Origin of the sequence: Nitrosomonas supralitoralis (assembly GCF_003011925.2) — a bacterium.
Classification (GTDB): Bacteria; Pseudomonadota; Gammaproteobacteria; order Burkholderiales; family Nitrosomonadaceae; genus Nitrosomonas; species Nitrosomonas supralitoralis.
The window spans coordinates 1-22,467 of the sequence record NZ_PXXU01000055.1; the positions used below are offsets into that span (position 1 = coordinate 1).

The window sequence follows — 22,467 nt, forward strand, 5'->3', positions numbered from 1 at the left end:
CAGCCGATCAAATCTTCATCCATAATGTGATGAACAGCCATCGCGCTTAATGAAATTGTCTTGTTCGGCTCGAACCTGCGATGAAATATTTCTTTAATTTTATCTTCAGACAATGAATGTACTGAGTCTGGCTCAATCCAAGCCGCCTCAATAATTTCCGGCTCATCAATCCCAGTTGTTTCAGTATCAAAAATTATAGCCCTGGACATGATTACGCAACCTCTTTGTCATCGTTTTCGTCGTTTTGCTCTTCGTGCCATGCTTTAAATCCTCTTACCCACTCAATAACCAGTTCGCCATCCATGATCGGGCAATCGGTCTGAGCTTTGCCTTCCTGCGCGGCTAAATAACCTTGGTTGAATGCCTCTTCCAATTCTTCCGGATGGAATTTCTTGTGAGGCAATCCAATAATTTCTCCGGTATCAGGATTAACCTCTGACGCCCCATCCATACCACCGCCATCGTTCTGGTTGTATTCATGGCCAAGGTCCATGGCACGCTGATCATCCTCGCCGGCCACTTGATTTATTCCCTGGGTAAACTCACCCGCATCTGCAACAACGACTAAAACAGACTTGCTATCGCTGGCTGCTTCATAGAGTCCTTCCAGGTTTTGTGAGTGCATTCCAAACTTGATAACCGCTTTCACGCCGTCTTTGATCGTTATTTGATCGAGGTTTCCGGCAACTACCGTGCGATTGCTTGATGCTATGGTGTAAACAGCCATGCGCACGTTATCCTCAACACGGCTGCGCAGACGGTCGATCACATCATCCTGCTTGGCTTTGGTCATTTTTGCCCAGGCATCAGGAAGCAATCTGATTTCCTGCACTAGCGCGCCTAGCAAGTCTTTGCCGACTGTATCTGCAGTCATTTGTCTAAAATCCTGCTCTTTTTTGCTCATGCTTTTTCTCCAATGTTGATTTTTGAGGGTTTATTTGAGTCGATCACTCATCACTAGCGATACGTTCAAGATGGTCTTTCTGAGAATCGGAAAGAAACATGCGCCGACCGAATTCTGCGTATTTGCTGCTTAAATCCGACACAAAATTTTCTTCCCAATCGTTGGCTGCATTCATACGGGCGTCTTCGAGTAACCCTTCAAACTCGTCATCTTCGTAAATGTCTTGTACTTGGCTCATGATCGACAATTCCCCATTACCTATTCCAAATTGAAACTTGCTCTTTTGGCTGGCTGACGAGGTTGCTTTTCCTGATTAGCCTCGTCAATTAATTGCTGCTTGATGCGAGCCTGTTCTTCGGGTGTAGGCTCTTCGCTCTTTGCTTCTGGCTCAGGTTCTTTTTCTGGTTCAGGTTCTGATTCTGATTCTTTGTCCAATATTTCACCGGTTTCATTGTCTATATCAGCATTGATTTCTTTCTCTTGCGATTCTTTGGCTGATGTTTTTAGCGCATCAATATCTACCGAATAACCGCCATATCCGTCTGGTGACGCATCTATTACCCTTGAGTCCTGCATTTCTTCCACGGATTGCAATCCCATAAGCAATTCTGGCGCGTACAATTTTCCGAAGAAACTGGCTGTTCGATATCTGAGCATAACCTCGTCCATCGTTTTCCATTTGCTACCGTTTTTGCTATACCACCCTTCTTTTACGGCTATTTCAATTGATACCGGTGGAGATTCAATTTTTTCTCCGGTTTCTTTTTCTTTTGCCCAGGCAACACAAACCTTGTCTCTAATTTTTTCAGTCAGGATTTTTGTTTTCTTTTCCCTGCCTTCCCAATACGTAGCGTTATAATCAACACTCTTTTCGCCCAGGTTTTTTATTTCAAAACGGAGCGGTGAAAACCTTCCGCAACCGTTGATGGCGGCGATAATCCATTGCGACGACCAACTCGGTCTACCCTCTACAACATAGAGATTCTGCATTACCATCAATACATCAGCCCCCATTCTTTGCGACATATTCAGAGCTACAACGCAATTGGCTAGAGCGTTAGGATTAGGCCCTTTCTTTTCGTCGTGAGCGCGATACTGAACAGGTACTAGTGTGCTAGTCATTAAAAGTTTTGCCGTTCTTTGCATTAACTCGAAAGCCTGAAGCGATCCGAATCCTGGCGTAATTTCTGGTAGCCTTAGTTCAGAGGGCTGATGGTTTTTCAAGTCTTTCAATGATGATGTTTCACTCATTTTCTTAATCTCCCTTAAATGTGCATGACTTGTAGCGTGGGCAGTATTTTTCCCCACATAACATTGATTTTGGATTTGGATAAAACCGTCCTGTTCTGAACATATCCGCTGCGAATTCAATCAACCCAGGATTATCTTGATCACCCACCATAATTCTTTTAGCGTTGCTAATGGTTCCCGTGGCTATCTCAGGCTTCCCTTTTGTTTTTAAGCCGATAATCTCAGCGTCTGCGGTGATTTGTTCTCCCGTTGTGTGTTCGTACAAAAGTTCATACGTTCCGATTTGCGCGCCATGCCCTTTAGTTACAGCAACACCTTTCTGGACCGAGCTTGCTCCGCTTTTTAAGTCAGAAATACCGATTCCATTGGATGATTTGTTGATTCTTGCCCGGTCCATGGTTCCGGTGAGCCTTATCACCATTCTGTTTCCGCAATCGATATCCATTGGCTTTGTTTCCATTTCCACGGCGATAAAGTCATGCTGTGGTGAGAACTCGTTGCAGTATTTTGTAAGCAGAGTAATTCCAACGTTTTCCGCTTCCTGCATTGTTATATCGTCTTTCATTGGATCAAACTCATTCTCTGGATCGCGCAACTTATCAACCAGGACACCTGCAGCATCGTTTGCCGTTACCGTTTCACCGCTTAATTTTGCTTGATCAAACACCGCTGAACCGGCATGAATGGCTGTTCCTAGAGCTGCTCTCAGTCCTACGGTGTTGCGCATATTGAGTATGTGTATGCCTTCCCATCTGTACGCGCAGTCAAAGAGACCTGCCCAGGATGACGCACGAACTTTTAATGATGGTTCACTCATAACAAATCCTCGTTTCGTTCTGAGTCATTCGCAATGACTGATCTCATAAAACCTTCATAATCTTCGTCTCGATGATAAGAATCATCCGGGAAAGGAAAGAGACCTATTAACAAGATAATAAATTTTTTAAACATCATAGCCTTCTAAGTTTCCAGGCTCTTTTGATTGAATATCCCCGTGACAGCCAGTAGCAGAAATTGACAAACTGAGAATCCTTGCATCCACGTATGTTATACGTCACATTCATTGTTTCACCTGTTTGGTTGACGATCCGCATTGAGCAGCCTCGCGTAATTGATCTAATTTGTGTTGATGATCTCTCTCTCCCATCCATGCCAGCACTGCAAGTAGCACAGCAATGATTAGGTACGCAGTCATTCTGACTAGTATCGTGCCTTCGCTTTCTTCTCGTGCTCTGTAATTTTTCATGTCTCTGTTTTTGAACATTAAGTTCTCCCTAACCAGTAGGAGTTGCTCTCCTGGTAACAGTGGATATTTAGATTGCTTGTTTTGCGTCAGGGTATTCCTGCTTGGTTTTAATGCATGAAAAGTTTCCTGCAGCATTAGCAACATTCACAAAAGTAGAAGACAGAAGAATCATCAGTAATAAGGTCATTAATTTCATTTATGAATCTCCAAGGGTCTTATCTTAATTGTTCATCAAAATGCATTGTTCTGAGAGTTTTGATGACGCTTTTATCAGCCAACCTACGCTTACGATTTATGGTTGTTGGAGGGATAATATTACAACTATAAGTTGTTAAATGTCAACAACCAATAGTTGTAATTATTTTAATTTAAAAAGTTTATTAAATCTCTTCGGGTTATATTCCCCGCCGCTTGCGGCGTAGAATATATGGATGAGCGAATATAATCATAAGAGTCACAATGTTACGGTTTTGATGTATCACTTGGTATTTCCGGCAAAATCTAGGGGGGTAATCTTTGATGAGCAGGTTGAAGCTGTCCTCAAGGATGTCTGTCTTGGGATGGCAGAGCGCTATCAAGTGAAGTTTTTACGGATAAAGATCATGTTCATTTCTTGGTACAGTCAGTGCCGACATACAACGTGACCAAGCTTGTGGCGCTCATTAAGAGCATAATCGCACGAGAAATTTTCAGACGTTGCCCTCAAGTTAAGAAGAAGCTCTGGGGTGGAGAATTTTGGACTGATGGTTATTTTGCAAGTACAGTTGGCAAGCATGGAGATGAGCAGATGATTGGCAAGTATGTACAAGATCAAGGTAAAACGCATCAGAAATTACACTCGGATTATCAGCGCGCGTTGTTTTGAGCACGAATACCCCGCTGCTTGCGGCGTGGTTCTTTATTTGAAGCGGAAATATGAAACAAAAAGAAATCGTTGTGCTTAAATGGGTAGCATCATTTGAACAACGCCGGAAATAGGGCGGAAATTAGAATTCAAAATTGTAGAATAGAAAGAAAACCGCCACTTGGGCGGTTTTAAAGAATAATACTTATTGTATGAATGCTTTACATTGTAAACCACCATATACCTAGCGCTATAAATGAAAAAGCCAGTAGTACAGCGAATATCATGGTAACAATAATATTCTTTTTATTTGGTCGCGAATTTGCAACATTCTTATTCTCTGTATTATCAACATTATTTCTTTCAGTAGACATAAATACACTCCAGTTTTTTCAAAATAAAATAATTTGGAGGTCAAAAATTATTTCAGTTCGATTGCTAGAAAAAGCAAGTTAAACCGACGTTATTTTGTGACATCTTCTAATGATTAAAAATAAATAACTATCATCCCCAGATTAATGATGTTCTAACTAAAATTCTGATGAGAAGAAAGCTTAACTTCAAGAAAATGAAGATAATAAAATCTTGTATATTTTTGTTTGGTATTGTTTTACAAAGAGTTTACAAATTTTCAATATGAAACATACCATCTTCCAATGTGAAACATTCTTTAGGATGGGCTTCGATTATTGGCATTTCCTCAGCAAGAATTGTGCTATCAAAATGGGAAATCGTATCAGTAAACTCGAGTTCTAAATTGATTTCAAGGTTTAGCATGATTTTCTCCTATTTCTTAAAAGGAAATTTTATTTTGTTTTAATAAATTTATTATGTATGTGCGATTACTAACGTTCGTTGTTGGAAAATATATTTCCATTGTTAGTCTCGTGCAGGTTTTGCTTCAATGGATGAAGACAAGCAAAGAGAAATTTCCAGCAAAGCTGGAAAAGTAACGCACGAAAGAGGAAGTGCTCAAGAATTTTGATTCAGAAGAAGCTCGGGCGGCTGGAAGTAAAGACGAAAAGAGCAGCACAGGAAGTTCAAAAAACGCATCTAATGCAAGTCGCAATAATCTTCAATGAAATAAAAATTCAGACGAAGATGATAGTAGCTCCAGCTCAAAAAAGCCGGGTCCTTTTCTGAACATTCAAAATCTGAAAGTCAAATCCATAAAAACTAATAATTGTTTTAGATATGGAAGGATTTCCTTCGCTATTAGTTCAAGAGGAGAATTATAAGAATGATGATTTCAGTTTTGAATAATGATAATCAACATACTGGGATGACTAATCAATCGAAATTGCTAGATCAACTATACACTTCTAATAATAGATCGTATTAATTCTTCACCTTGATTAGAAGCATTATTTACCGCGGTTGATACTGGCCATGCTTGCATTTTTTCTGATTCATATGGCTTAAGATAAAAATGAAGCATGTCGTCTGGTAATTTTTCTGGCTTTAACCAAGTATCTATTGATTCATATGAAAGTATGACTGGCATGCGGTTATGTATTGGCCGTATTAGATCATTACTTTCTGTGGTTAAAATCGAGCAACTTTCGATTTCTACGTCATTAATTGTGGATTTCTCCCATATTCCCGCAAATGATATTGGGCAGCCGTCTTCATTAGTAGAAATATAATAAGGTTGTTTATGCTTACTTTTAAGTGAAGACCTCCATTCAAAAAATCCAGTAGCAGGGATTATGCATCTTTTAATATGGAATGCTTTTTTGAAAATTGGTTTGGTTGCCACTGTTTCTGCTCGCGCATTATTGAGTAAAGGTAGCTTCTTAGTATCTTTTGCCCAACGTGGAATATATCCCCATCTCATATATGTACCTTCGCGATATTCAATTGCGTCACGAATAACTAAGATATTGGACATCGGTTCAATATTAAACCTTGGCTGGATTTCAGGCATTGATACTACCTTGTACCAGTCCATCATACTAGGGGTCGGATAATCTAAGGCAAAACGTCCACACATATTTTGTGGCTAATTGTAGTCAGAAAATTCCAGATTATGCGTCGGCTGTTACTGCGACTGAATATCGCCCACTATTTCCAAGTCATAGTTCTCGCGATAATTTTCATCCACCAAGCCTTCCTCAAATGCTATACCCCAAACATCGTCAATAAATTCTTGTACTGGGGTTTCATTTATAAATTCATCAAGTATAGGATATTCCGCAATTATTTGACCGAACGATTTATCAATAATTTGAACATTTTTCATGATTTTTTCCCTGTAAAATTATGAATAATTTTGTATATTTATTATCATTCTTGAGGAATATCCCGTTCTTGCTCCTCTAAGGGTGGAACTTTATCTGGTTGGAATGGTTGATTTGGAATTTCTAATTCTGGATCTTCTTTAGCGTTTTCTGGCGCGTCTTTGACTGTTGACAAAACTTCTGGAGGAATAGGTTGAGGTGTAACACTGCCGCCTAATTTAGACAAATGCATAATATTTACTCCTAATTAAGGATGGAATAATTATTATCTAATTAATGGTGATTATTAACTGTTCGATTGCTCACAATAAAAAGCCCGCCTGCGCGGGTTGGCTTTCTAAATTAATATTCCCCTCAGGCACTGGAATCTCTGGATCTCGCATTGGAGGAATTCTTTCAGGGGGTTCTACTTGAGGAGGTGATTCTATGGGAGGTTCTTGTTCTGGCGGTATCGTCTTAGGCTCAGGATCAGTTGGAGGAATGTAATCTGGTGATGGTCTAGAGGGGATTTGTAATAATGAATAGTTCATAACTTATCCTATTAAAATAAATCACTTTATTGCAGTGCTTTTAAAATATCTGTTCGCAAACCCACATTTGTCCCAAATTATGTTGATTAGTAGGGATATTGGGGTAGGGCTTGAACTTCAGGCAATAAAACCCCACTGGTCGGGTAGAGTTTCTAAGTTAGCTTGTCGATGTATTCTAAAATATTTTACTCTCTGATCTTGGTATTCGACGATAGGAACCGTTGTGTCTTCAATAGTTACACTTTTTGACATTACTTCTCCTGGTTTTTATTTAGCTCTGCCGACAATATTAATATTCAACCTCAACTAAGTCATCCCACGTGGTAGTATATCCAGGACTCCGATTACCTTGCCTCATCTTCCACTGCTGATCGGTACCCTCTGACGCCAACTTGATAGTACCTCTACCCATTTTGGCGTTAATTTGGTCCATTATCTTCATTAATCTTTTGGACTTGCTGTCTTCTAGTCTTAGACCGAACAGATCAGCCTGCCGATGCTCATTAGTTACGAAATCAGAGAGCATCACGCCTGCTTTATTATATTTGAATCCACTTCGATAAATTTTGTGCAGCCCCCACAACGCAGTCTTGGTGAGTAAAATAGTATCGGCTGATTGCGTTGGAAGCCTGATCTTATAGGAGTTGTGATAGTTCTCTTCTGGCTTATTGAATCGGCTAGTAGTGATAAATACGTGCACTGATCCTGCATACGATTGTTGCCGGCGTAATTTTTCAGCTGCTTTGGCGATGTGGGATGAGACTGATTCTTCCAAGCTTCTAAGATCTTTTACGGTCACACCAAACGATCTTGAACTGATAATCTGCTTCTTTGGTGGCGATATTTCTTCCAATTCAATGCAGGGTGTACCATTAATCTCACGTATAGTTTTTTTCATGACTACGCTGAATTCCTCCCTCAGTCGTTTTGAATTTGCGTGTTTTAGATCTAAAACTGTTTTTATGCCATGTCTATTGAGACGAGGCGCCAATCGCCTGCCGATTCCCCACACTTCACCAACGTCAATCTTGCTTAGCAAGTTATTCTGTAGAGTAGGGGAGAGTGAATTCAAATCGCACACTCCGTTAAACTCTGCATTTTTCTTGGCAACATGATTTGCTAGCTTAGAGAGTGTCTTGGTTGAACCGATTCCGACGCAAACCGGCAGGCCGGTCCATTGCCTAACCCTTTGCCTGATATCATGGCCGTATCGGGAAAGATCACCAAAACCAGTAAGTTCAAGGAAGCATTCATCAATTGAGTATACTTCCTGATTCGGACTATATTCGGAGAGAATGCTCATGACACGGTTGCTCATATCGGCATACAGCGTGTAATTGGATGAGTAAGCTATGATTCCATGCTTTTTAGCCAAATCCTTCAGCTCAAACCACGGTTGCCCCATCTTAACCCCGAGCGCTTTTACTTCATTGCTTCGTGCTACCGCACATCCATCATTATTAGATAGCACAACGACTGGTACACCTTCTAATTTTGGATTAAATACTCTCTCGCAACTTACATAGAAGTTATTGACATCGATGAGAGCAATAGAACGGTGCATATTGGATTGTTTGCCTGTTTTTAATTCTTCCTTACTTAAAAAAGTAATTTTCTTTTACCTGCTCTTAATTAAACTACTTCTCTTCATCCTCAGGACCAGGTTCTGGAACGGGATTAGGATGTCTAGGCACATGCGGGGAGTGTGGTTCTGGATCTGGCATTGGATCAGGTAATGGGAAAGGTGTGGATTGATTTGTAGTCATGATGTTTCCTTGTTTTAAGTGTTCTTTCTATTTGCACAATACCGCAAGCCCCAGTAATCCCAGGCCAGTGAAAAGCATCTGCATGTGATAGATTGGTGGCTCTTGAACGGTTTTAAAACCTGGCTTCTTGGTTGTGCACGTATTTTTTGTCATCACACTTATCAACTCCTTTCAATATTTGGCTACCGATCGCAGTGATCAGTAGTTGACCAATATTCCTTACAGAAAACTGATACACATGAAAAGACAGGCGTCTTCCTATTTAGCCTTGCACTTACATTTATCGACTTCGCACCAATTTGATATTTTCTCTAAGTTATTAATTTTTTTCTTTTTCGGATACTTTTTCGAGTAAGTAGCTAGCAAGATCTTTCCCAACATTTTTTACTCGATAAAAATCCTCATCACCTAATTTTCTTAGAATTTCATTGAATTCCAATATTTCTAATTCTCGTCTTGATATAAGTTCTACCGGTTCTTTTCTCATGTCACCGTCACCAGTAGATAACCACTCATATAAGACATTAAAGTATTTACATAAAACTATTTTGTTCTCATGTCTTGGTATTGATTCAGCCATTAACCATTTGCGAACCGATTCCTGAGACATTTTTATTCCTAAAGCAATGAAATGATCTCGAAGTAATGATTGTCTTCCATGTAAAGGCAGTCCCTTTTCTTCGCAGAGATCATTTAACCTTTTGGAAAACTGTATCTTTTGTTCATTGTTAGACATGCGTTCAATAATATTACTTTCGCGAGCAACTATCAGTTGTTGACCAATTACAACTAATGGTTGTATTATTGTTTCCATGAACTCATTGGAAAAAGCTATAAAAATTGTGAATGGGCAATCTTCTTTGGCCAGAAGAATATCTGATTGGCTTAAGAGGAATGGGCGTGGCAATAAAATTATTAAACAGCAGAATGTTTGGAAGTGGCTTAATCACCCGTCCGGAATTCCTACCGTACCTCCTGAATATCGGCTTGCAATCGAAGAAATAACTAAAAAACAGGTGACATGCAAGTGCCTTAGTCATGACATATATGGTGTGCCTGAACTTGTTAAGCATGAACTAAACAATGTGAAAGAAACGACATGATTTGGCATTACAACATTATGAGTGCTGCGGGGTATCAATACCACGGGAAAATTTAAGGGAATTACCCAATGACAGTTAAATATCTTATCAACAATCTTGTTCTTGCTGCCGGACCAGCTGGTATAGCTGAAAAAATGTCAATTAATGTCAAGACATTCAGAAATAAGATTGATCCTAACCAGGATACACATCACTTGTATGTCGAAGAACTAGATTCATTGGTAACTGCATTAGATACAGATGAAATTGCGCGATATTTCGCAGAACAACGCGGGATGATTTGTATTAAGAAACCGAATTTTGAAGGTATTTCTGATCAAGCATTAACTGATCTAGGCTTATTAATTGACGAAAAAAGGGGCGAATATTCGAAGGAAATAAGGCTTTCTTTGTTTGATGGTGATGCAAGTTTCGATGAGGCTATCGAGGTCAAAAAGAAATTTGACGCAATGCAAGTAGCAATCCACGAATACCAGAATAAATATATAGCTTTTATGGCCCTGTGCGAGGAACGTAGAGCTGCTAGAGGGCAGAAGTGATTTATCTCGCTAGTTACTACTATCTTTCCAATCCCGCGTCCACTCGTCTTAATGCAAATTATTCCGGTGGGCCGCTATTACATGTCATTTTTTTGCGCTTAGCCGCTCCGTTAGGGTCTAGTAGGAAATGAATAAGTTTATCTTACATGAGAATGATAATAAGAATCGTTTGCATTTAGGAGGATTATTGTGTAATATTCGAACTGTCAATTTTTTCTTAGTAATTGGCATACCGCAGCAACCAGCGCATTCCCTACGCGTAGTCGGATGGTTGCAAATCGGACTTATGTTTCTTCCTTGCGTGATATTAAGCTCTCACGCACCTTCGCCCAGCACATTTCCCCCTCTTCCTTTTAAATGTGCTGGGTTCTTTTTCTCGTACTACATCTGCATTTTTGCTTTAACAAGCGTTGTTGATAATGTCGCTTCTTCCTATCCCGCGTGTTTGATCTTTCAGGCACTCGGGTTTTTTATTGGTTGAAATAATGCATTACTACCAGTTCAATATATCTGGCTACCAAAACCATACTAAACATTTAATTCCTATTAAAGATATTTGCTATCGCAGATTGCTTGATGGGCAATATCGACACGAGATACCAATCCCGATTGATGCTAAAGCGCTTTATCGCCTGATCATGCTCAGGGATTATGTGGAACATGTTCAGCAAATATTAAATGAATTCTTTGAGTTTACGAACGATGACTGGATTAATCAGCGTGCGTATAAAGAAATTAAAAAATATCTCCCAGTCAAAAAAAATCATTGGTCGCTAAAACTCACAAAAAGCCAGCGATGTTCAATACAAGCAATTCGTAACGCAACAAAGATAAATGCGTCTCTTTATTGGTTAACAAAAGATCATAAATTTCAGATTGCTGAATTTTATTTCAAAACAGATATTCAGACTTCTGAAACAGGAATAGCGCATGAATTTGATTACATTATTCCTTTGAGAGGAAAGGTTGTTTGCGGATTGCATGTTCACTGGAATCTTCAGGTGTTATCTGCATCCAAAAACAGGCAAAAAAGCAGCTTATTAGGGATTTCATAATGCACTATTTCAAAATGAACATAGGCGATTACGCAAAGAAAGCAGGGCGTCTGTCAATGCTTGAGCACGGAGCGTACACGCTTTTGATGCATGCGTGCTATGACCGTGAACGCTTCCCCACACTTGATGATGCTATCGACTGGTGTTGGGCGCGAACTAAAGAAGAAAAGGATGCCGTTCAGTTTGTTTTGAGTAAATTCTTCGATCTTGTTGATGGGGTATACGTTCAAAAAAGAATTCAGGAAGAAATCGATAAGTATCACGAAAATGCGCAGACAAACAAGAGAATAGCTACGGAACGTGAGAGCAAAAGAAAGGATAAAGCACGAACCGTGAACGAAGCGTGCAAAAGCGTGAACGAAGCTCCACCTAACCAAGAACCATTAACCAAAGAACCAATAACCAGTAACCATAAACCAGGTGAAATAACACACACTGATTATCCCTCCCAACAGAGTAAGAAACCTACGACAGCTGCAAGCGTGTGTCTTGCCATCAAAAAAATCGGAATTATCGATTTAAATCCTTCCCACCCTGAGCTTTTGATGCTCATCGAGGCGGGTGCAACGATTGATGAATTCATGCATGCAGCACGAACGGCCAAGGACAAAAGCAAAGGTTTTGCCTACGTTTTGGGGATCGTGAAAGGGCAACGCACGGAAGCGGCAAAGGCGAAAGGAAAGGTGCTGCAAGGCAAGATCCCGAACAAGGCAGAAGCATTGCTGAAGAACAATCTTGAAACAGTTAGTGATTGGAAGCCACCAGAAATGAGAGCGATGAAATGACAGAAAATGACTTTGAAAAATTTCGTGAAGGTTTGGCCGGAATTTATGGATTTTACGACAAGGAAATCAATACCTTCGTGCTGGATATTTGGTGGAATGCTTTGAAGATTTACGACCTTCCAGCGATCATCCAGGCGTTTAACCGCCACGTGATCAACACCGAAAGCGGGAAGTGGTTACCCAAACCTGCAGACATCATTCGCATGCTACGCGGATCAACCCAGGATTTAGCCCTTGTTGCATGGGCAAAAGTGGATTGGGCTTTGCGACACAGAGGCACATACGTTGATGTCGTTTTTCCAGATCTATTGATACATCGTGTTCTGCACGACATGGGCGGGTGGATTTCCTTGGGGACTAAAATTGAGGACGAATTGCCATTTGTGGCACGTGAGTTCGAGAATCGTTATCGGGGATTCCGGGAGCGTAGTGAAATACCCGAATATCCCGCTGTGCTCATAGGTATAGCTAATGCCTACAACAGAGCTAAAGGGCACAAGCTAGAATCATTGGTGATGATTGGAAATGAAGACGCTTGCAAACGTGTAATCGCCGGGGGAACTGATAAACCGATAATCGGATTTAAAAATGCTGGTGAATCTGCAGTTGATCTGAAACTGGCTTTTAGCTCAAACAGAGATGACAAAAAGAAAGCTTAGGAGATTTCGTGGTGGTACTGGCGATAAAGATCAGTGCTGAAACTGTAAATAGTGGGATTAGATAATGTCTTGTTACTGTCCGGATTGCGCTGATAATCCAGGAGAAACATATACTGAAATATTCAAAATGCAGTGTTTGGAGCGGCACAGAACTGCAAGAAAGATATGTGAATTAAGAGACAAAGCTGAACGAGTGAAAGAAATTGATTGGTACGGTAAACAATACGGTCTGGATAGATTGGTAAAACTAAAAACGGAAATAAACAGGCAATGGAAAATCATGAAGAAAGAGCGGTGTCAGGAACTCGAAGGAGCATGAAAGAACTTGTTGATGGAACGATCCGCGTTCAGATTGATATAGATCCAATGTATCGGGAAGTGTTCTTCAGGCTTTTCGGCCAGATTGACATGCCGGTTGCTATTGCACCGATTCAGCTTAACAGAAAACCAGAAATACGAGCCACAGAAAACATATCCAAGAGTCCGAATAGACTGGCTCAGGCAATGCACCTGGATGGTTACTTCCGCAACCTGAAGTTATGGATCGGCATGGAGATAGCTGAAGTTTATTCACAGAACGATCATAAGAAGTACATAGAAACGCTTCCATGTTGCGGTACCAAGTTCGCAAAACATATTAACTGTGATGGCGATGTGGTGGGACACCACGTCAAAACATCATCCAATTCGGGTGTAGGAATCAAACCGCAGCACTGGTACCTGGTGCCATTGTGCCATAACCATCATATGACATGGGCTCATGGCTCACACGCTGGATCGGCAACCCATGAAGATAGGCATGAAGTCCTTTTGCCGCACGCGGTAGCACTTACAGCCAACCAGGTGAAGGCGTACGCAAAGAAATTGATAGGAATCAGCAGCCTTTCCGAGATAACAATCGATTTGCTGAATACATTTGAAGAAGAAATCTTTGGTGAGGTGGTACATAAGTATGAGTGAAATTCAATTTGTGGTGCCAGGTCAACCGGTGGCCAAAGGTAGACCAAAAGCGGCAAAAAGAGGCGATCACATAACAATCTACACGCCAAAGAAAACGGTTAATTATGAAAGCCTGGTTGCCTATGCAGCAAGCATAGCGATGGCAGGAAAGAACTTGATGCTAAAGCCCATTTATCTTGAATTAGATGTGAGGCTTCCGATACCGGCCTCATGGTCTGTCAAAAGAAAGAAAAAAGCCATGGATGGATTGATCGCGGCCACCAAGAAACCAGATTTGGATAATCTTGAAAAGTCTATCAAAGACGGAATGAATGGTGTGGTTTGGCATGATGATTCGCTGGTGGTGAAAGTTTCCAAGGGAAAACGCTACGCTGAAACCCCAGGTGTTGTAGTGATCGTGCGTGAACTTGATTTGGAGAGTGCTTAACGATGAATGATGCAAATGATTCAAAAGAATCTGAGAGCACAGAAAAAAACGCAGCCTGCAGCGATAAACGCAACATCATTTAATCACGTGGAGTGATCGTTCTATGGCTAGAGTCGTCAAGTATATTCCCAAAACAGAAGATCGAATCCGCCTCGTAAAAATTTTAGGTAAACGTTTGCGTGAAGCGCGTGAAATTCACGGTCTGAGCCAGAGTCAGGCTGCAATGCGCCTTGGATACGCCAACTCTTCAAAGCTGGCAAAGATTGAAGCCGGATCGGATACCAATTCAATCCCGCTATGGTTAATCATCAGAGCAGCCAGACTCTATCACGTTTCCATCGATTTTTTATTTGGCGAATCGAGCGATTGGGAAATGAGCGCCCAGGCAGTAACTGAAAGAGAGACTCAAAAATGGCTATTTGAAGCATGGGAACAAGCCAGGCGCGAAGATATGGATAAGGTCAGGCGACTGCAGGACAGAATCGATGCTGTGACCTCATTCATGAAGAACTTCTTTGAGTCTGCTGTTGATCTGGAAATAGCCATGGAAAAATTCATTGAGCTCAATCCACAATTCAATGACATGAAGGGTAGCAATTCGCTTCTAACAAAAGTAGATAGGATCGCTGACTTGACCAAAAAATCACGCACCAAACTGGAAATATACGCAGAACTAGCCAATGGTATCAATCGATTCAAGATAGACACCAATCCGCAGCCACGGCTCTTTACGGATTAACCCATGGCAGCTAAACCGAAACTAACCCAGGAAGAGTGGGATGCGGTGAGAGCTGCCTGGGAATCTGACCCCAGGGAAGGTTACTCATGGTTGGTTACTGAATTGAACTTACCCGTATCAAGACCAGCTATAGGTAAGGTTGCGGCGCGGGAAAGGTGGAAAAAATCCAAGGTTACGCAAAATAGCGAAACCATCAAGGAATCTGCCGTAGAGAAACCATCGAAACCTAAGCCACAAAAGGCTCAGAGCAAGAAAAGCACCGCCAAGGTTACGAAGGTTACGCAAATCGATAGCGAAACCTTGAGCGAAACCATCAGCGAAACCATCAGCGAAACCATAGATAAAGCATCTAAAAAGCAGAGAGGGCAACCAACTCTTTATAGAGAGGAATATGCAAAACAAGTACATAGATTATCACTCCTGGGTACCACAGACGAAGAGATAGCAATTTATTTCGACGTGGCAGAGCAGACAATTAGCAACTGGAAAAAAGAGCATCCTGAATTCTTGGAGGCCATGAATAGAGGAAAGCTGGAATCCGACTCAAAGATTGCAAGAGCCACCTACAAATCGGCACTGGGTAAGCACTATGTCGAGGAAGAAAAAGTGGTCGGCAATGAGGTTGTTATGACTAAGAGACAAATCCCTCCTGACGTTGCTGCGCAGCGCATGTGGCTGTTTAACCGAAGGCCGAAGCAGTGGAAAAACAAGATCGAACTTAAAGAGGATATCAACTTAAACGTATTCCCGCCCAAAGAAGAGTTGGACGCCATCTACGCCAAAGCGCTTGAGGATGCCAGAAAGGTGAACGAAACGCTCATTGGTCGGCGTGAGCGGCTTGGTGTTGTTATCGATAACGAAACTGGATTGATTGATGATGACCTATGAGTAAACGAGTATTACTGCCCGAAGATCCGCGATGGATGCCATTTTGCAAACGCTACGCAGGAAATATTGAGCGTTTCGCTATTGAGGTGGTAGGCATAACGCCTTCATATCAGCAAATGGAACTATTTGGGAGCGTTTCCCCTTCCAGGTCACGCACTTCCGTGGCTTCTGGTCATGGCACCGGAAAAACGGCTGGAATAGCAGTTATCGTTTTGTGGCATCAATTATGCTACCCAATGTCGGTTACATTGCTGACTGCAAACGATATGGACCAGCTTAAAGCTACCGTATGGAAAGAAATAGGCATATCGCACGAGCGTATCAGGCGCGGAAGGCATGGATGGATTGCAGAACACCTTGAAATTCTGGCTGATGCATCATGTCGTATAAAAGGATTTGAAGCTATCTGGTTCACTGAAAGCAAGACAGCCAACGAAAAAACCGCCAACAAAATGGCCGGCCGGCACGGTGAATGGTTGCTGGTCATTGCTGACGAAGCGTCAACGCTTCCAGATGCGGTGCTGACCACATTATCGGGAGCTCTGACCGAGCAGCATAACCGGATGTTGCTTACCAGTCAGTTCACGCGCAATGCTGGGTTCTTTTATCGAACACAGAATGAGTTATCGATCGAGAATGGTGGTGAATGGAACAATCTAAGGTTTAGTTCGTTCGATTCTCCATTTGTAAGTGATTCATCGCTCAAAGAGTTGTGGGATCAGTACGACGATGACGAGAGAAACGTTCGCCTGTTAGGTATTTCACCGCAAGATTCATCAAAACACATGATGAACAGGAAAGTGGCTGAGGCCATGTACCGGCGCGGTCGAATAATCAAAGACAATGAGAACTATGGCTGGTTAGTATTGGTTGATATAGCGTCAGGTGAAGGTTTGCGCGATAAATCAGCGTGCATTTTGGCGCGTGTAATCGGTTATGGTGACATGGGCCCGGATGCGCGTCGGGTCGAAATGGTTAAAGTGCCCCTTTTGACCAATAAAATCCGCTCAAACACGTTCGCTGGTTACGTTTCAGACAACGGAGCCGAACTTTCCAACGTTACGTACGTAATTGATTCGGGTGGGCTCGGTATCAACGTATGCCAAGACCTTGAGGACATGAATAAGGTTGTGCACCGCGTAAACTGGGGCAATCCCTGCTTCAAGAATATAAATAAGGATAGATATCTCAATCTACGGGCCCAGGCCATGCATCAAGCGGCCAGGGCAGCGAAAGACGGACGCCTATCGATTTTGACCGGCGATTATCGTAATCAGATGTTGGATCAATCCGCACGAATACCCAAAACCTTCACTGATAAGGGTCGTATCCGAGTGCCACCCAAGGGCGCTACTGAATGGGACGGAATGGGCTCTCCGGATCTTTGGGATGCTGTTTGCTTTGCGTTTCTTGAAGATGTGAGTTACATCGTCTCGGGCGAGATTGGTATGGGTGGGTTGGTTAATTCTGCGGCTGATACCGCGTTAAAAAGAACCGAAGAAATGTTTAGTGATGTTTGATAAATCCTTTAATGATTGATTCTAAATTTTATTTATCCAGGTCCTATTAAATTTTGCCGGTTGTTAGTTAAGATAGTTATATCTTCCAAAAGTAAGTCACACTAATTGTTGTTTCCTCTTTATCGAAATTTTTCGCCTGTTCTTGGCTGCATGAAAAAATGAATAATATAAGAACTTATATTGTTAAAATTTTGTTAACAATGTAAGACTTTGCTGATGTTATTTTGTTATCTTTTTGTGTAAATTCGATTGTATTCTGATTTTTGGGTTAATTTTTGAATTTGTAAAACACGCACAAAAAAAGGGGGAGTTGCTGAATCGGATGGAATAAAGTTGTAATTGTATTTTATTTACAAGGGAATGGGCGGTTATGAACAAATGCATTAGTATACTGATTGTTGAAGATGAGAAGATAGTTGCACTTGATCTAAAAAGACGCCTGACTAAGTTAGGTTACCAAGTTACAGGGATGGCTGCTAGTGGGCAGCAGGCAATAGCATTGGTAGAGCAGAACCTACCCAACATTATATTGATGGATATTCATATACAAGGAAATATGGATGGTATAGAAGTAGCTAACCTTTTGCAAAAAACACATAATGTTCCAGTAATTTATTTGACTGCCTATTCTGAAGAAAAAACCATAACCCGAGCCAAAGCGACCAAACCCTATGGTTATTTGTTAAAACCATTTTCTGACAGAGAATTACATATCATTGTCCAGGTCAGCATTGAACGTCACGAAAGCGATATTATGCTGCAAGCAAAAGAGCAGCACTTCCGTCTTGCACTTGAAGCCGCGCGATTGGGCACCTGGGAAGCATCAAAAGATTCCCGTGAAATATTTATGGGGAAAACTTGTGATGGAAATCTGGAGCCGATATCCGATTGGGAGAGTTTTTATCTAACAATAGATAATAATGATAAACACAGGGTTCTAGATTTTATCAAAAAGCTGCGGACTAAAAAAGGTTCTATCGCTGAAATAGAGTTCCGTGTTAATTCTGAATCAGGGAAAAACTTGTGGTACAAATTGTATGGAAAATCATTTGTAAATTTCTATGCAGGAAAACATCAAATAGTTGGAATTTTGCAGGACACAACTGAAAGCCGTCTTTCTAAAGATCAGCTAGCGCAAGCGGCTACAGTTTTCAAATGTGCGGCAGAAGGTATCATTATTCTTAACAAGGATAGGATTTTTGTTTGTGCCAACAATGCCTTTCATAAGATTACCAAGTTTCAGCAGCGCTATCTGAAAAATAAAGAATTGCCATTTTTGACCAGCCGTTCCCTGGGGGAAGTCGCTTACAATAAAATATGGCAAAGTATTGATGAACATGGGCAGTGGCGAGGTGAAATCACAGCCTTCAAAAGCAATAAAGAAATTTTGTATGTTTGGCTAACGATAGGAATTATTCCCGCTGAAGCAAGCGAGGAACATCAATTTGTCGTGATGATATCGGATATCACAGCAATGCGTGAAACGCAGGAACAACTGTCTCAAATTGCTTACTACGATAACTTAACAAAATTACCAAATCGCATGTTGATCATGGATCGGCTTAAGCTGGCGCTAACAAAAGCAACACGCGACTCTTCTCTTTTAGGCGTGTTGTTTATTGATCTTGATAACTTCAAGCGAATCAATGATACTTTGGGTCATGCACATGGAGATTCGATGCTATGTTTCGTCTCCCAAAGAATGCTTTCAGTTTTGCGAGCCAGCGATACCTTAGGAAGACTGGGTGGTGATGAATTTCTCGTTATAGCGTCAAGTGCAAGATCTTATGATGCCTTGGTAACAATTGCCCAGAAATTGCTGCAGTGTTTCTTAGATCCTATAGTCATTGGCAATATGGAAATCATTCCTTCATGCAGCATTGGTATTAGTATTTTTCCAGAGCATTCTGCGAATCATGATGAACTAGTACAAATGGCTGATACAGCCATGTATGAAGCAAAAAATAATGGACGTAATAGATATGCTTTATACCATCCAGCCTTGAAACAAAAGGCCGTTCATTATTTGACTAGAGAAAGAGAGTTACATCATGCCTTAATTAAGGATGAATTTTTGCTTCATTATCAACCGCACTTTTCTTTAGTGACTAAAAAAATCACCGGGGTTGAGGCTCTGATCCGCTGGCAACATCCAGTTAAAGGATTATTGGGTCCGGCAGAAATTATTCCCGTCGCTGAATCGAGTAAACTTATTGTTGAAATTGGAAACTGGGTCTTGACAGAAGCATGCAGGCAAATTAAGCAATGGCGGACTGATGGTCATGGTGAGCTACGGATTTCCGTCAATATATCAATACGTCAGCTTGCAGATAAGAGTTTGCAGCAATTTATTGCAGAATTATTGTACCAGTATTCTTTGCCGGCCGACTCACTTGAATTAGAAGTAACTGAATCGTGTCTGCAAAATGAATTGATCTATATTACATCTTTAGAACAACTGGAGAATCTGGGTATAGCAATTTCCATTGATGATTTTGGAACGGGATATTCGTGCTTGAGTTCATTGAAAAATCTTCCGATACATCGATTGAAAATTGATCAAAGTTTTATAAAGAACATACCGCATGATTCAAATGATTGCGCCATAGCAGCAGCTATTCTGGCATTGGCTCAAAAGCTTAATTTACAAGTAACTGCTGAAGGCATCGAAACATATGATCAAGCTGATTTTCTAGCTAATCTTGGTTGTGATGAATTGCAAGGTTATTTGCTTAGCAAACCAGTTTCTCCAGATCTGATACCTTATTTAATCAAAAAAATACCAGATCGTATGAAAGCCTTCAATTCTTAAGTTTTCCCTCGATATTATATTTTTAGTTTAAAAAGGAGTGGAGAGGTATGTTACAAAATCTAAAGAATTTTGGTAATACTGAAGAAATGATGCATCTTGCTGTGGAAGCATCTCCTAATGGCATAGTCATGACGAATCGTGACGGAGAAATCGTCATGGTCAACGCCGCCACGGAAAGGCTGTTTGGTTATTCAAGACAAGAGTTAATTGGAGGAGCCCTTGAGATGCTTGTGCCTGAAAGATTTCGTAAACATCATCCCGAATATCGAAAAAGCTACATTAGCGAGTCAAAATCTCGCCCTATGGGTCATGGAAGAGATTTATTTGGTTTGCATAAGAGTGGTAAGGAATTTCCGGTCGAAGTTGGCCTAAATCCAGTTGAAACCGAACATGGCATTTTTGTGCTTGCGGCTATAGTAGATACTTCAGATCGTAAGCATGCTGAAGAAATGATACACCTGGCAGTAGAAGCTTCTCCTAATGGCATGGTTATGACCGATCATATGGGAAAAATTATGCTAGTAAATTCAACAACTGAAACACTATTTGGCTATAAGCGAGCAGAGCTGATAGGTCGTCCCATCGAAGTTCTGATACCGTCATCACACCGTGAGCATCATCCAGAATTAAGAAACAGTTTTCTAAAAAATCCAAGTGCTCGTGCCATGGGTCATGGAAGAGATCTATATGGCTTACACAAGGATGGTAAAGAGTTTCCTGTTGAAATTGGACTTAATCCAATCAAAACACCGACGGGCACTATGGTACTTGCTTCTATTATTGATATTACAGAACGTAAATCTCAAGAAGAGCAGCTTAAAGCAGCATTAAGAGAAAAAGATTTATTGTTATCAGAAATACATCATAGGGTAAAAAATAATTTACAGATCATCGATAGCTTGCTCGGCATGCAATCTGATATTTTATATAACAGTACGGCCGTATCTGTTCTGAAAGAGAGTCAAAATAGAGTGAAGTCGATGGCAATGATTCACCAGATATTATATGAATCGTTGGATTTCTCGCGTGTTGACTTTTCGAGTGTTCTACAAAGCCTAGTGGATAACTTATCGGTTTCCTATGCTCTGGATTCTTCCCGAATTCAAATAAATATTGATACAGATCCTGTATTTCTTTCGATCGATACCAGCATTCCTTTAGGATTGATTCTTAATGAACTATGCTCAAATGCGATTAAATATGCATTTCCTGATAATCGCTCTGGAAGTATCGATGTTAGTATAAAGTATTTGCATCAAGATAGCTTGCAAGTGCTCGTTTGTGATGATGGAGTCGGCATACCAGAAGATTTTGATATCGAAAATACGATATCCCTGGGAATACAACTTGTTCAACTGTTGAGCGAGCAGATTTCAGCTGAGTTGATCATACAGCGTAGTAACCCGACAAGCTTTATGCTTGTAATTCCAACTGCAAGTGATTGCAATGCAGTTGCAACTAAATAGTAATCTATTATTTACTGCCCTACTTGCGATTTCCCGTAGTCTTGCGCGGAGGTTGTTTATTATATTACCCAGTCTTAATGTTTACGGTTTCAATCAGCGTTTAACAAATCCAATCTTTCGATTGTAGAAACTAAAGAAAATTATAAATCACCCGAAATGGCGGAGATTGAAAACAATTCAGTAGCGACAGGTTTTACAACAATGGCACATCAGTCACCAGATAATCCGCATATTATGAAAAGAATTAATCGCGATAAGGAAGGCTTGTTTAATGTAAACCTAAGCCAAAATGAAATTATTACGCTTGTATCGGGCTATATCCCGTATCTTATATTTGAAAGAGATCCCGAGATTCCTGAGGGTGAATTTTTGTGGATTAACTATGTACCCAAAGAAGATGACATCGTTCCGTCTATTATTGCCCCGTTTCCGTGCCGGATTCTCTCTTATGTATGTTTTGTTAAACCGATACACATTCTCACGCTTTCCCCTGATGAATTTAGCGTTGATTTCATGGAGATGATTGAAGAATTCAAAGCTAATATGGAGAAATCTGACGAATATGTTCGATCCACCATGTCGTTACCAAATGCAGCATTAAGCCCCTTCAATTCTCTGCAAGCCCCCGGATCGCGCCGCAGCCATCCGGGGCGAAGGGTATGACCCCTAAAGGCGTGTGAAATGCTTTAAACATCCCTTAATCATTCACTTAATGGTTTTATCCAATCACAGA

General features: G+C 40.9%; 30 protein-coding genes and 1 pseudogene. 16 read left to right on the forward strand and 15 right to left on the reverse strand.

Annotated elements, in window-relative coordinates:
- The 7 genes from C7H79_RS13885 to C7H79_RS19290 form a co-directional block, all read right to left on the reverse strand.
- Positions 1-209: 3'-5' exonuclease (locus tag C7H79_RS13885; RefSeq protein ID WP_258577637.1), on the reverse strand; the 209-nt coding region annotated here is incomplete at its 3' end.
- A gap of 2 nt (positions 210-211) precedes the next feature.
- Complete coding sequence (locus tag C7H79_RS13890; protein ID WP_106707841.1) at positions 212-904, reverse strand: Rmf/CrpP family protein; 693 nt, start codon at positions 902-904, stop codon at positions 212-214.
- Positions 905-947: 43 nt separating this feature from the next.
- A complete protein-coding gene (locus C7H79_RS13895; RefSeq protein ID WP_106707842.1) occupies positions 948-1,142 on the reverse strand; it encodes a hypothetical protein in 195 nt (64 codons plus the stop codon).
- A gap of 20 nt (positions 1,143-1,162) precedes the next feature.
- Positions 1,163-2,155 carry a hypothetical protein gene (locus C7H79_RS13900; RefSeq protein WP_106707843.1) on the reverse strand — a complete coding sequence of 331 codons (993 nt, stop codon included), beginning with the start codon at positions 2,153-2,155 and terminating at the stop codon, positions 1,163-1,165.
- 4 nt (positions 2,156-2,159) lie between these two features.
- Positions 2,160-2,972 (reverse strand): PD-(D/E)XK nuclease family protein, encoded by an 813-nt coding sequence (locus C7H79_RS13905; protein WP_106707844.1) that lies wholly within the window; start codon positions 2,970-2,972, stop codon positions 2,160-2,162.
- Positions 2,973-3,215: 243 nt separating this feature from the next.
- The gene (locus C7H79_RS13910; protein ID WP_106707845.1) at positions 3,216-3,419 is read right to left on the reverse strand and encodes a hypothetical protein; all 204 of its coding nucleotides are present in this window, start codon (positions 3,417-3,419) and stop codon (positions 3,216-3,218) included.
- Positions 3,420-3,468: 49 nt separating this feature from the next.
- Positions 3,469-3,597: a hypothetical protein gene (locus C7H79_RS19290; protein ID WP_258577647.1), complete on the reverse strand. Its 129-nt coding sequence runs from the start codon at positions 3,595-3,597 to the stop codon at positions 3,469-3,471.
- A gap of 235 nt (positions 3,598-3,832) precedes the next feature.
- Here C7H79_RS19290 and tnpA point away from each other — a divergent pair.
- Positions 3,833-4,266, forward strand: a pseudogene (gene tnpA, locus C7H79_RS13915) (IS200/IS605 family transposase).
- A 600-nt stretch (positions 4,267-4,866) separates the two neighbouring features.
- On the opposite strand, the gene C7H79_RS18055 reads toward tnpA, so the two are convergent.
- On the reverse strand, positions 4,867-5,022 hold the full coding sequence (locus C7H79_RS18055; protein WP_172592452.1) for a hypothetical protein: 156 nt from the start codon (positions 5,020-5,022) through the stop codon (positions 4,867-4,869).
- Between the two features lie 127 nt (positions 5,023-5,149).
- Between C7H79_RS18055 and C7H79_RS19010 the strand changes: the two genes are divergently transcribed.
- The gene (locus tag C7H79_RS19010) at positions 5,150-5,230 is read left to right on the forward strand and encodes a hypothetical protein (protein ID WP_242447308.1); all 81 of its coding nucleotides are present in this window, start codon (positions 5,150-5,152) and stop codon (positions 5,228-5,230) included.
- A 327-nt stretch (positions 5,231-5,557) separates the two neighbouring features.
- Here C7H79_RS19010 and C7H79_RS13925 read toward each other — a convergent pair whose 3' ends face one another.
- From C7H79_RS13925 to C7H79_RS13950, 7 genes are all read right to left on the reverse strand, one after another.
- Positions 5,558-6,238: an SOS response-associated peptidase gene (locus C7H79_RS13925; RefSeq protein WP_106707846.1), complete on the reverse strand. Its 681-nt coding sequence runs from the start codon at positions 6,236-6,238 to the stop codon at positions 5,558-5,560.
- Between the two features lie 48 nt (positions 6,239-6,286).
- Positions 6,287-6,487 carry a hypothetical protein gene (locus C7H79_RS13930; protein ID WP_106707847.1) on the reverse strand — a complete coding sequence of 67 codons (201 nt, stop codon included), beginning with the start codon at positions 6,485-6,487 and terminating at the stop codon, positions 6,287-6,289.
- A gap of 44 nt (positions 6,488-6,531) precedes the next feature.
- Positions 6,532-6,717, reverse strand: a complete 186-nt coding sequence (locus C7H79_RS13935; protein ID WP_106707848.1) for a hypothetical protein — start codon at positions 6,715-6,717, stop codon at positions 6,532-6,534.
- 70 nt (positions 6,718-6,787) lie between these two features.
- Positions 6,788-7,015 carry a hypothetical protein gene (locus C7H79_RS13940; RefSeq protein WP_106707849.1) on the reverse strand — a complete coding sequence of 76 codons (228 nt, stop codon included), beginning with the start codon at positions 7,013-7,015 and terminating at the stop codon, positions 6,788-6,790.
- Between the two features lie 289 nt (positions 7,016-7,304).
- Positions 7,305-8,579: a Y-family DNA polymerase gene (locus tag C7H79_RS13945; RefSeq protein ID WP_106707850.1), complete on the reverse strand. Its 1,275-nt coding sequence runs from the start codon at positions 8,577-8,579 to the stop codon at positions 7,305-7,307.
- A gap of 73 nt (positions 8,580-8,652) precedes the next feature.
- Complete coding sequence (locus C7H79_RS19295) at positions 8,653-8,781, reverse strand: hypothetical protein (protein WP_258577648.1); 129 nt, start codon at positions 8,779-8,781, stop codon at positions 8,653-8,655.
- A gap of 319 nt (positions 8,782-9,100) precedes the next feature.
- Positions 9,101-9,595 carry a hypothetical protein gene (locus tag C7H79_RS13950; RefSeq protein WP_106707851.1) on the reverse strand — a complete coding sequence of 165 codons (495 nt, stop codon included), beginning with the start codon at positions 9,593-9,595 and terminating at the stop codon, positions 9,101-9,103.
- Between the two features lie 7 nt (positions 9,596-9,602).
- Between C7H79_RS13950 and C7H79_RS13955 the strand changes: the two genes are divergently transcribed.
- The 14 genes from C7H79_RS13955 to C7H79_RS14020 all read left to right on the forward strand — a co-directional run bounded on the left by C7H79_RS13955 (position 9,603) and on the right by C7H79_RS14020 (position 22,397).
- On the forward strand, positions 9,603-9,884 hold the full coding sequence (locus C7H79_RS13955) for a YdaS family helix-turn-helix protein (protein WP_172592453.1): 282 nt from the start codon (positions 9,603-9,605) through the stop codon (positions 9,882-9,884).
- Between the two features lie 68 nt (positions 9,885-9,952).
- Positions 9,953-10,423, forward strand: a complete 471-nt coding sequence (locus C7H79_RS13960; protein ID WP_106707853.1) for a phage regulatory CII family protein — start codon at positions 9,953-9,955, stop codon at positions 10,421-10,423.
- Positions 10,424-10,908: 485 nt separating this feature from the next.
- On the forward strand, positions 10,909-11,478 hold the full coding sequence (locus C7H79_RS13965) for a YdaU family protein (protein ID WP_106707854.1): 570 nt from the start codon (positions 10,909-10,911) through the stop codon (positions 11,476-11,478).
- Entirely contained in the window at positions 11,478-12,263 is a 786-nt protein-coding gene (locus tag C7H79_RS13970; protein WP_106707855.1) for a YdaU family protein, read from the forward strand. The genes C7H79_RS13965 and C7H79_RS13970 overlap by 1 nt, the downstream gene beginning before the upstream one ends.
- Complete coding sequence (locus tag C7H79_RS13975; protein ID WP_106707856.1) at positions 12,260-12,922, forward strand: DUF6475 domain-containing protein; 663 nt, start codon at positions 12,260-12,262, stop codon at positions 12,920-12,922. Before C7H79_RS13970 ends, C7H79_RS13975 begins: the two co-directional genes overlap by 4 nt.
- A 64-nt stretch (positions 12,923-12,986) precedes the next feature.
- The gene (locus C7H79_RS13980; protein ID WP_147383616.1) at positions 12,987-13,241 is read left to right on the forward strand and encodes a hypothetical protein; all 255 of its coding nucleotides are present in this window, start codon (positions 12,987-12,989) and stop codon (positions 13,239-13,241) included.
- Entirely contained in the window at positions 13,238-13,882 is a 645-nt protein-coding gene (locus C7H79_RS13985; protein ID WP_106707858.1) for a hypothetical protein, read from the forward strand. Before C7H79_RS13980 ends, C7H79_RS13985 begins: the two co-directional genes overlap by 4 nt.
- Positions 13,875-14,309: a RusA family crossover junction endodeoxyribonuclease gene (locus tag C7H79_RS13990; RefSeq protein WP_106707859.1), complete on the forward strand. Its 435-nt coding sequence runs from the start codon at positions 13,875-13,877 to the stop codon at positions 14,307-14,309. The genes C7H79_RS13985 and C7H79_RS13990 overlap by 8 nt, the downstream gene beginning before the upstream one ends.
- A gap of 103 nt (positions 14,310-14,412) precedes the next feature.
- Positions 14,413-15,048 carry a helix-turn-helix domain-containing protein gene (locus tag C7H79_RS13995; RefSeq protein WP_106707860.1) on the forward strand — a complete coding sequence of 212 codons (636 nt, stop codon included), beginning with the start codon at positions 14,413-14,415 and terminating at the stop codon, positions 15,046-15,048.
- A 3-nt stretch (positions 15,049-15,051) separates the two neighbouring features.
- Positions 15,052-15,936, forward strand: coding sequence for a hypothetical protein (locus C7H79_RS14000; RefSeq protein ID WP_106707861.1), 885 nt, complete (start codon positions 15,052-15,054; stop codon positions 15,934-15,936).
- Positions 15,933-17,456 (forward strand): hypothetical protein, encoded by a 1,524-nt coding sequence (locus C7H79_RS14005; RefSeq protein ID WP_106707862.1) that lies wholly within the window; start codon positions 15,933-15,935, stop codon positions 17,454-17,456. Before C7H79_RS14000 ends, C7H79_RS14005 begins: the two co-directional genes overlap by 4 nt.
- A gap of 370 nt (positions 17,457-17,826) precedes the next feature.
- Positions 17,827-20,268, forward strand: coding sequence for a GGDEF domain-containing response regulator (locus C7H79_RS14010; protein ID WP_106707863.1), 2,442 nt, complete (start codon positions 17,827-17,829; stop codon positions 20,266-20,268).
- A 47-nt stretch (positions 20,269-20,315) separates the two neighbouring features.
- Positions 20,316-21,734, forward strand: a complete 1,419-nt coding sequence (locus C7H79_RS14015) for a sensor histidine kinase (protein ID WP_106707864.1) — start codon at positions 20,316-20,318, stop codon at positions 21,732-21,734.
- A gap of 156 nt (positions 21,735-21,890) precedes the next feature.
- Entirely contained in the window at positions 21,891-22,397 is a 507-nt protein-coding gene (locus tag C7H79_RS14020) for a hypothetical protein (RefSeq protein ID WP_106707865.1), read from the forward strand.
- The last annotated feature ends 70 nt before the right edge of the window (positions 22,398-22,467 follow it).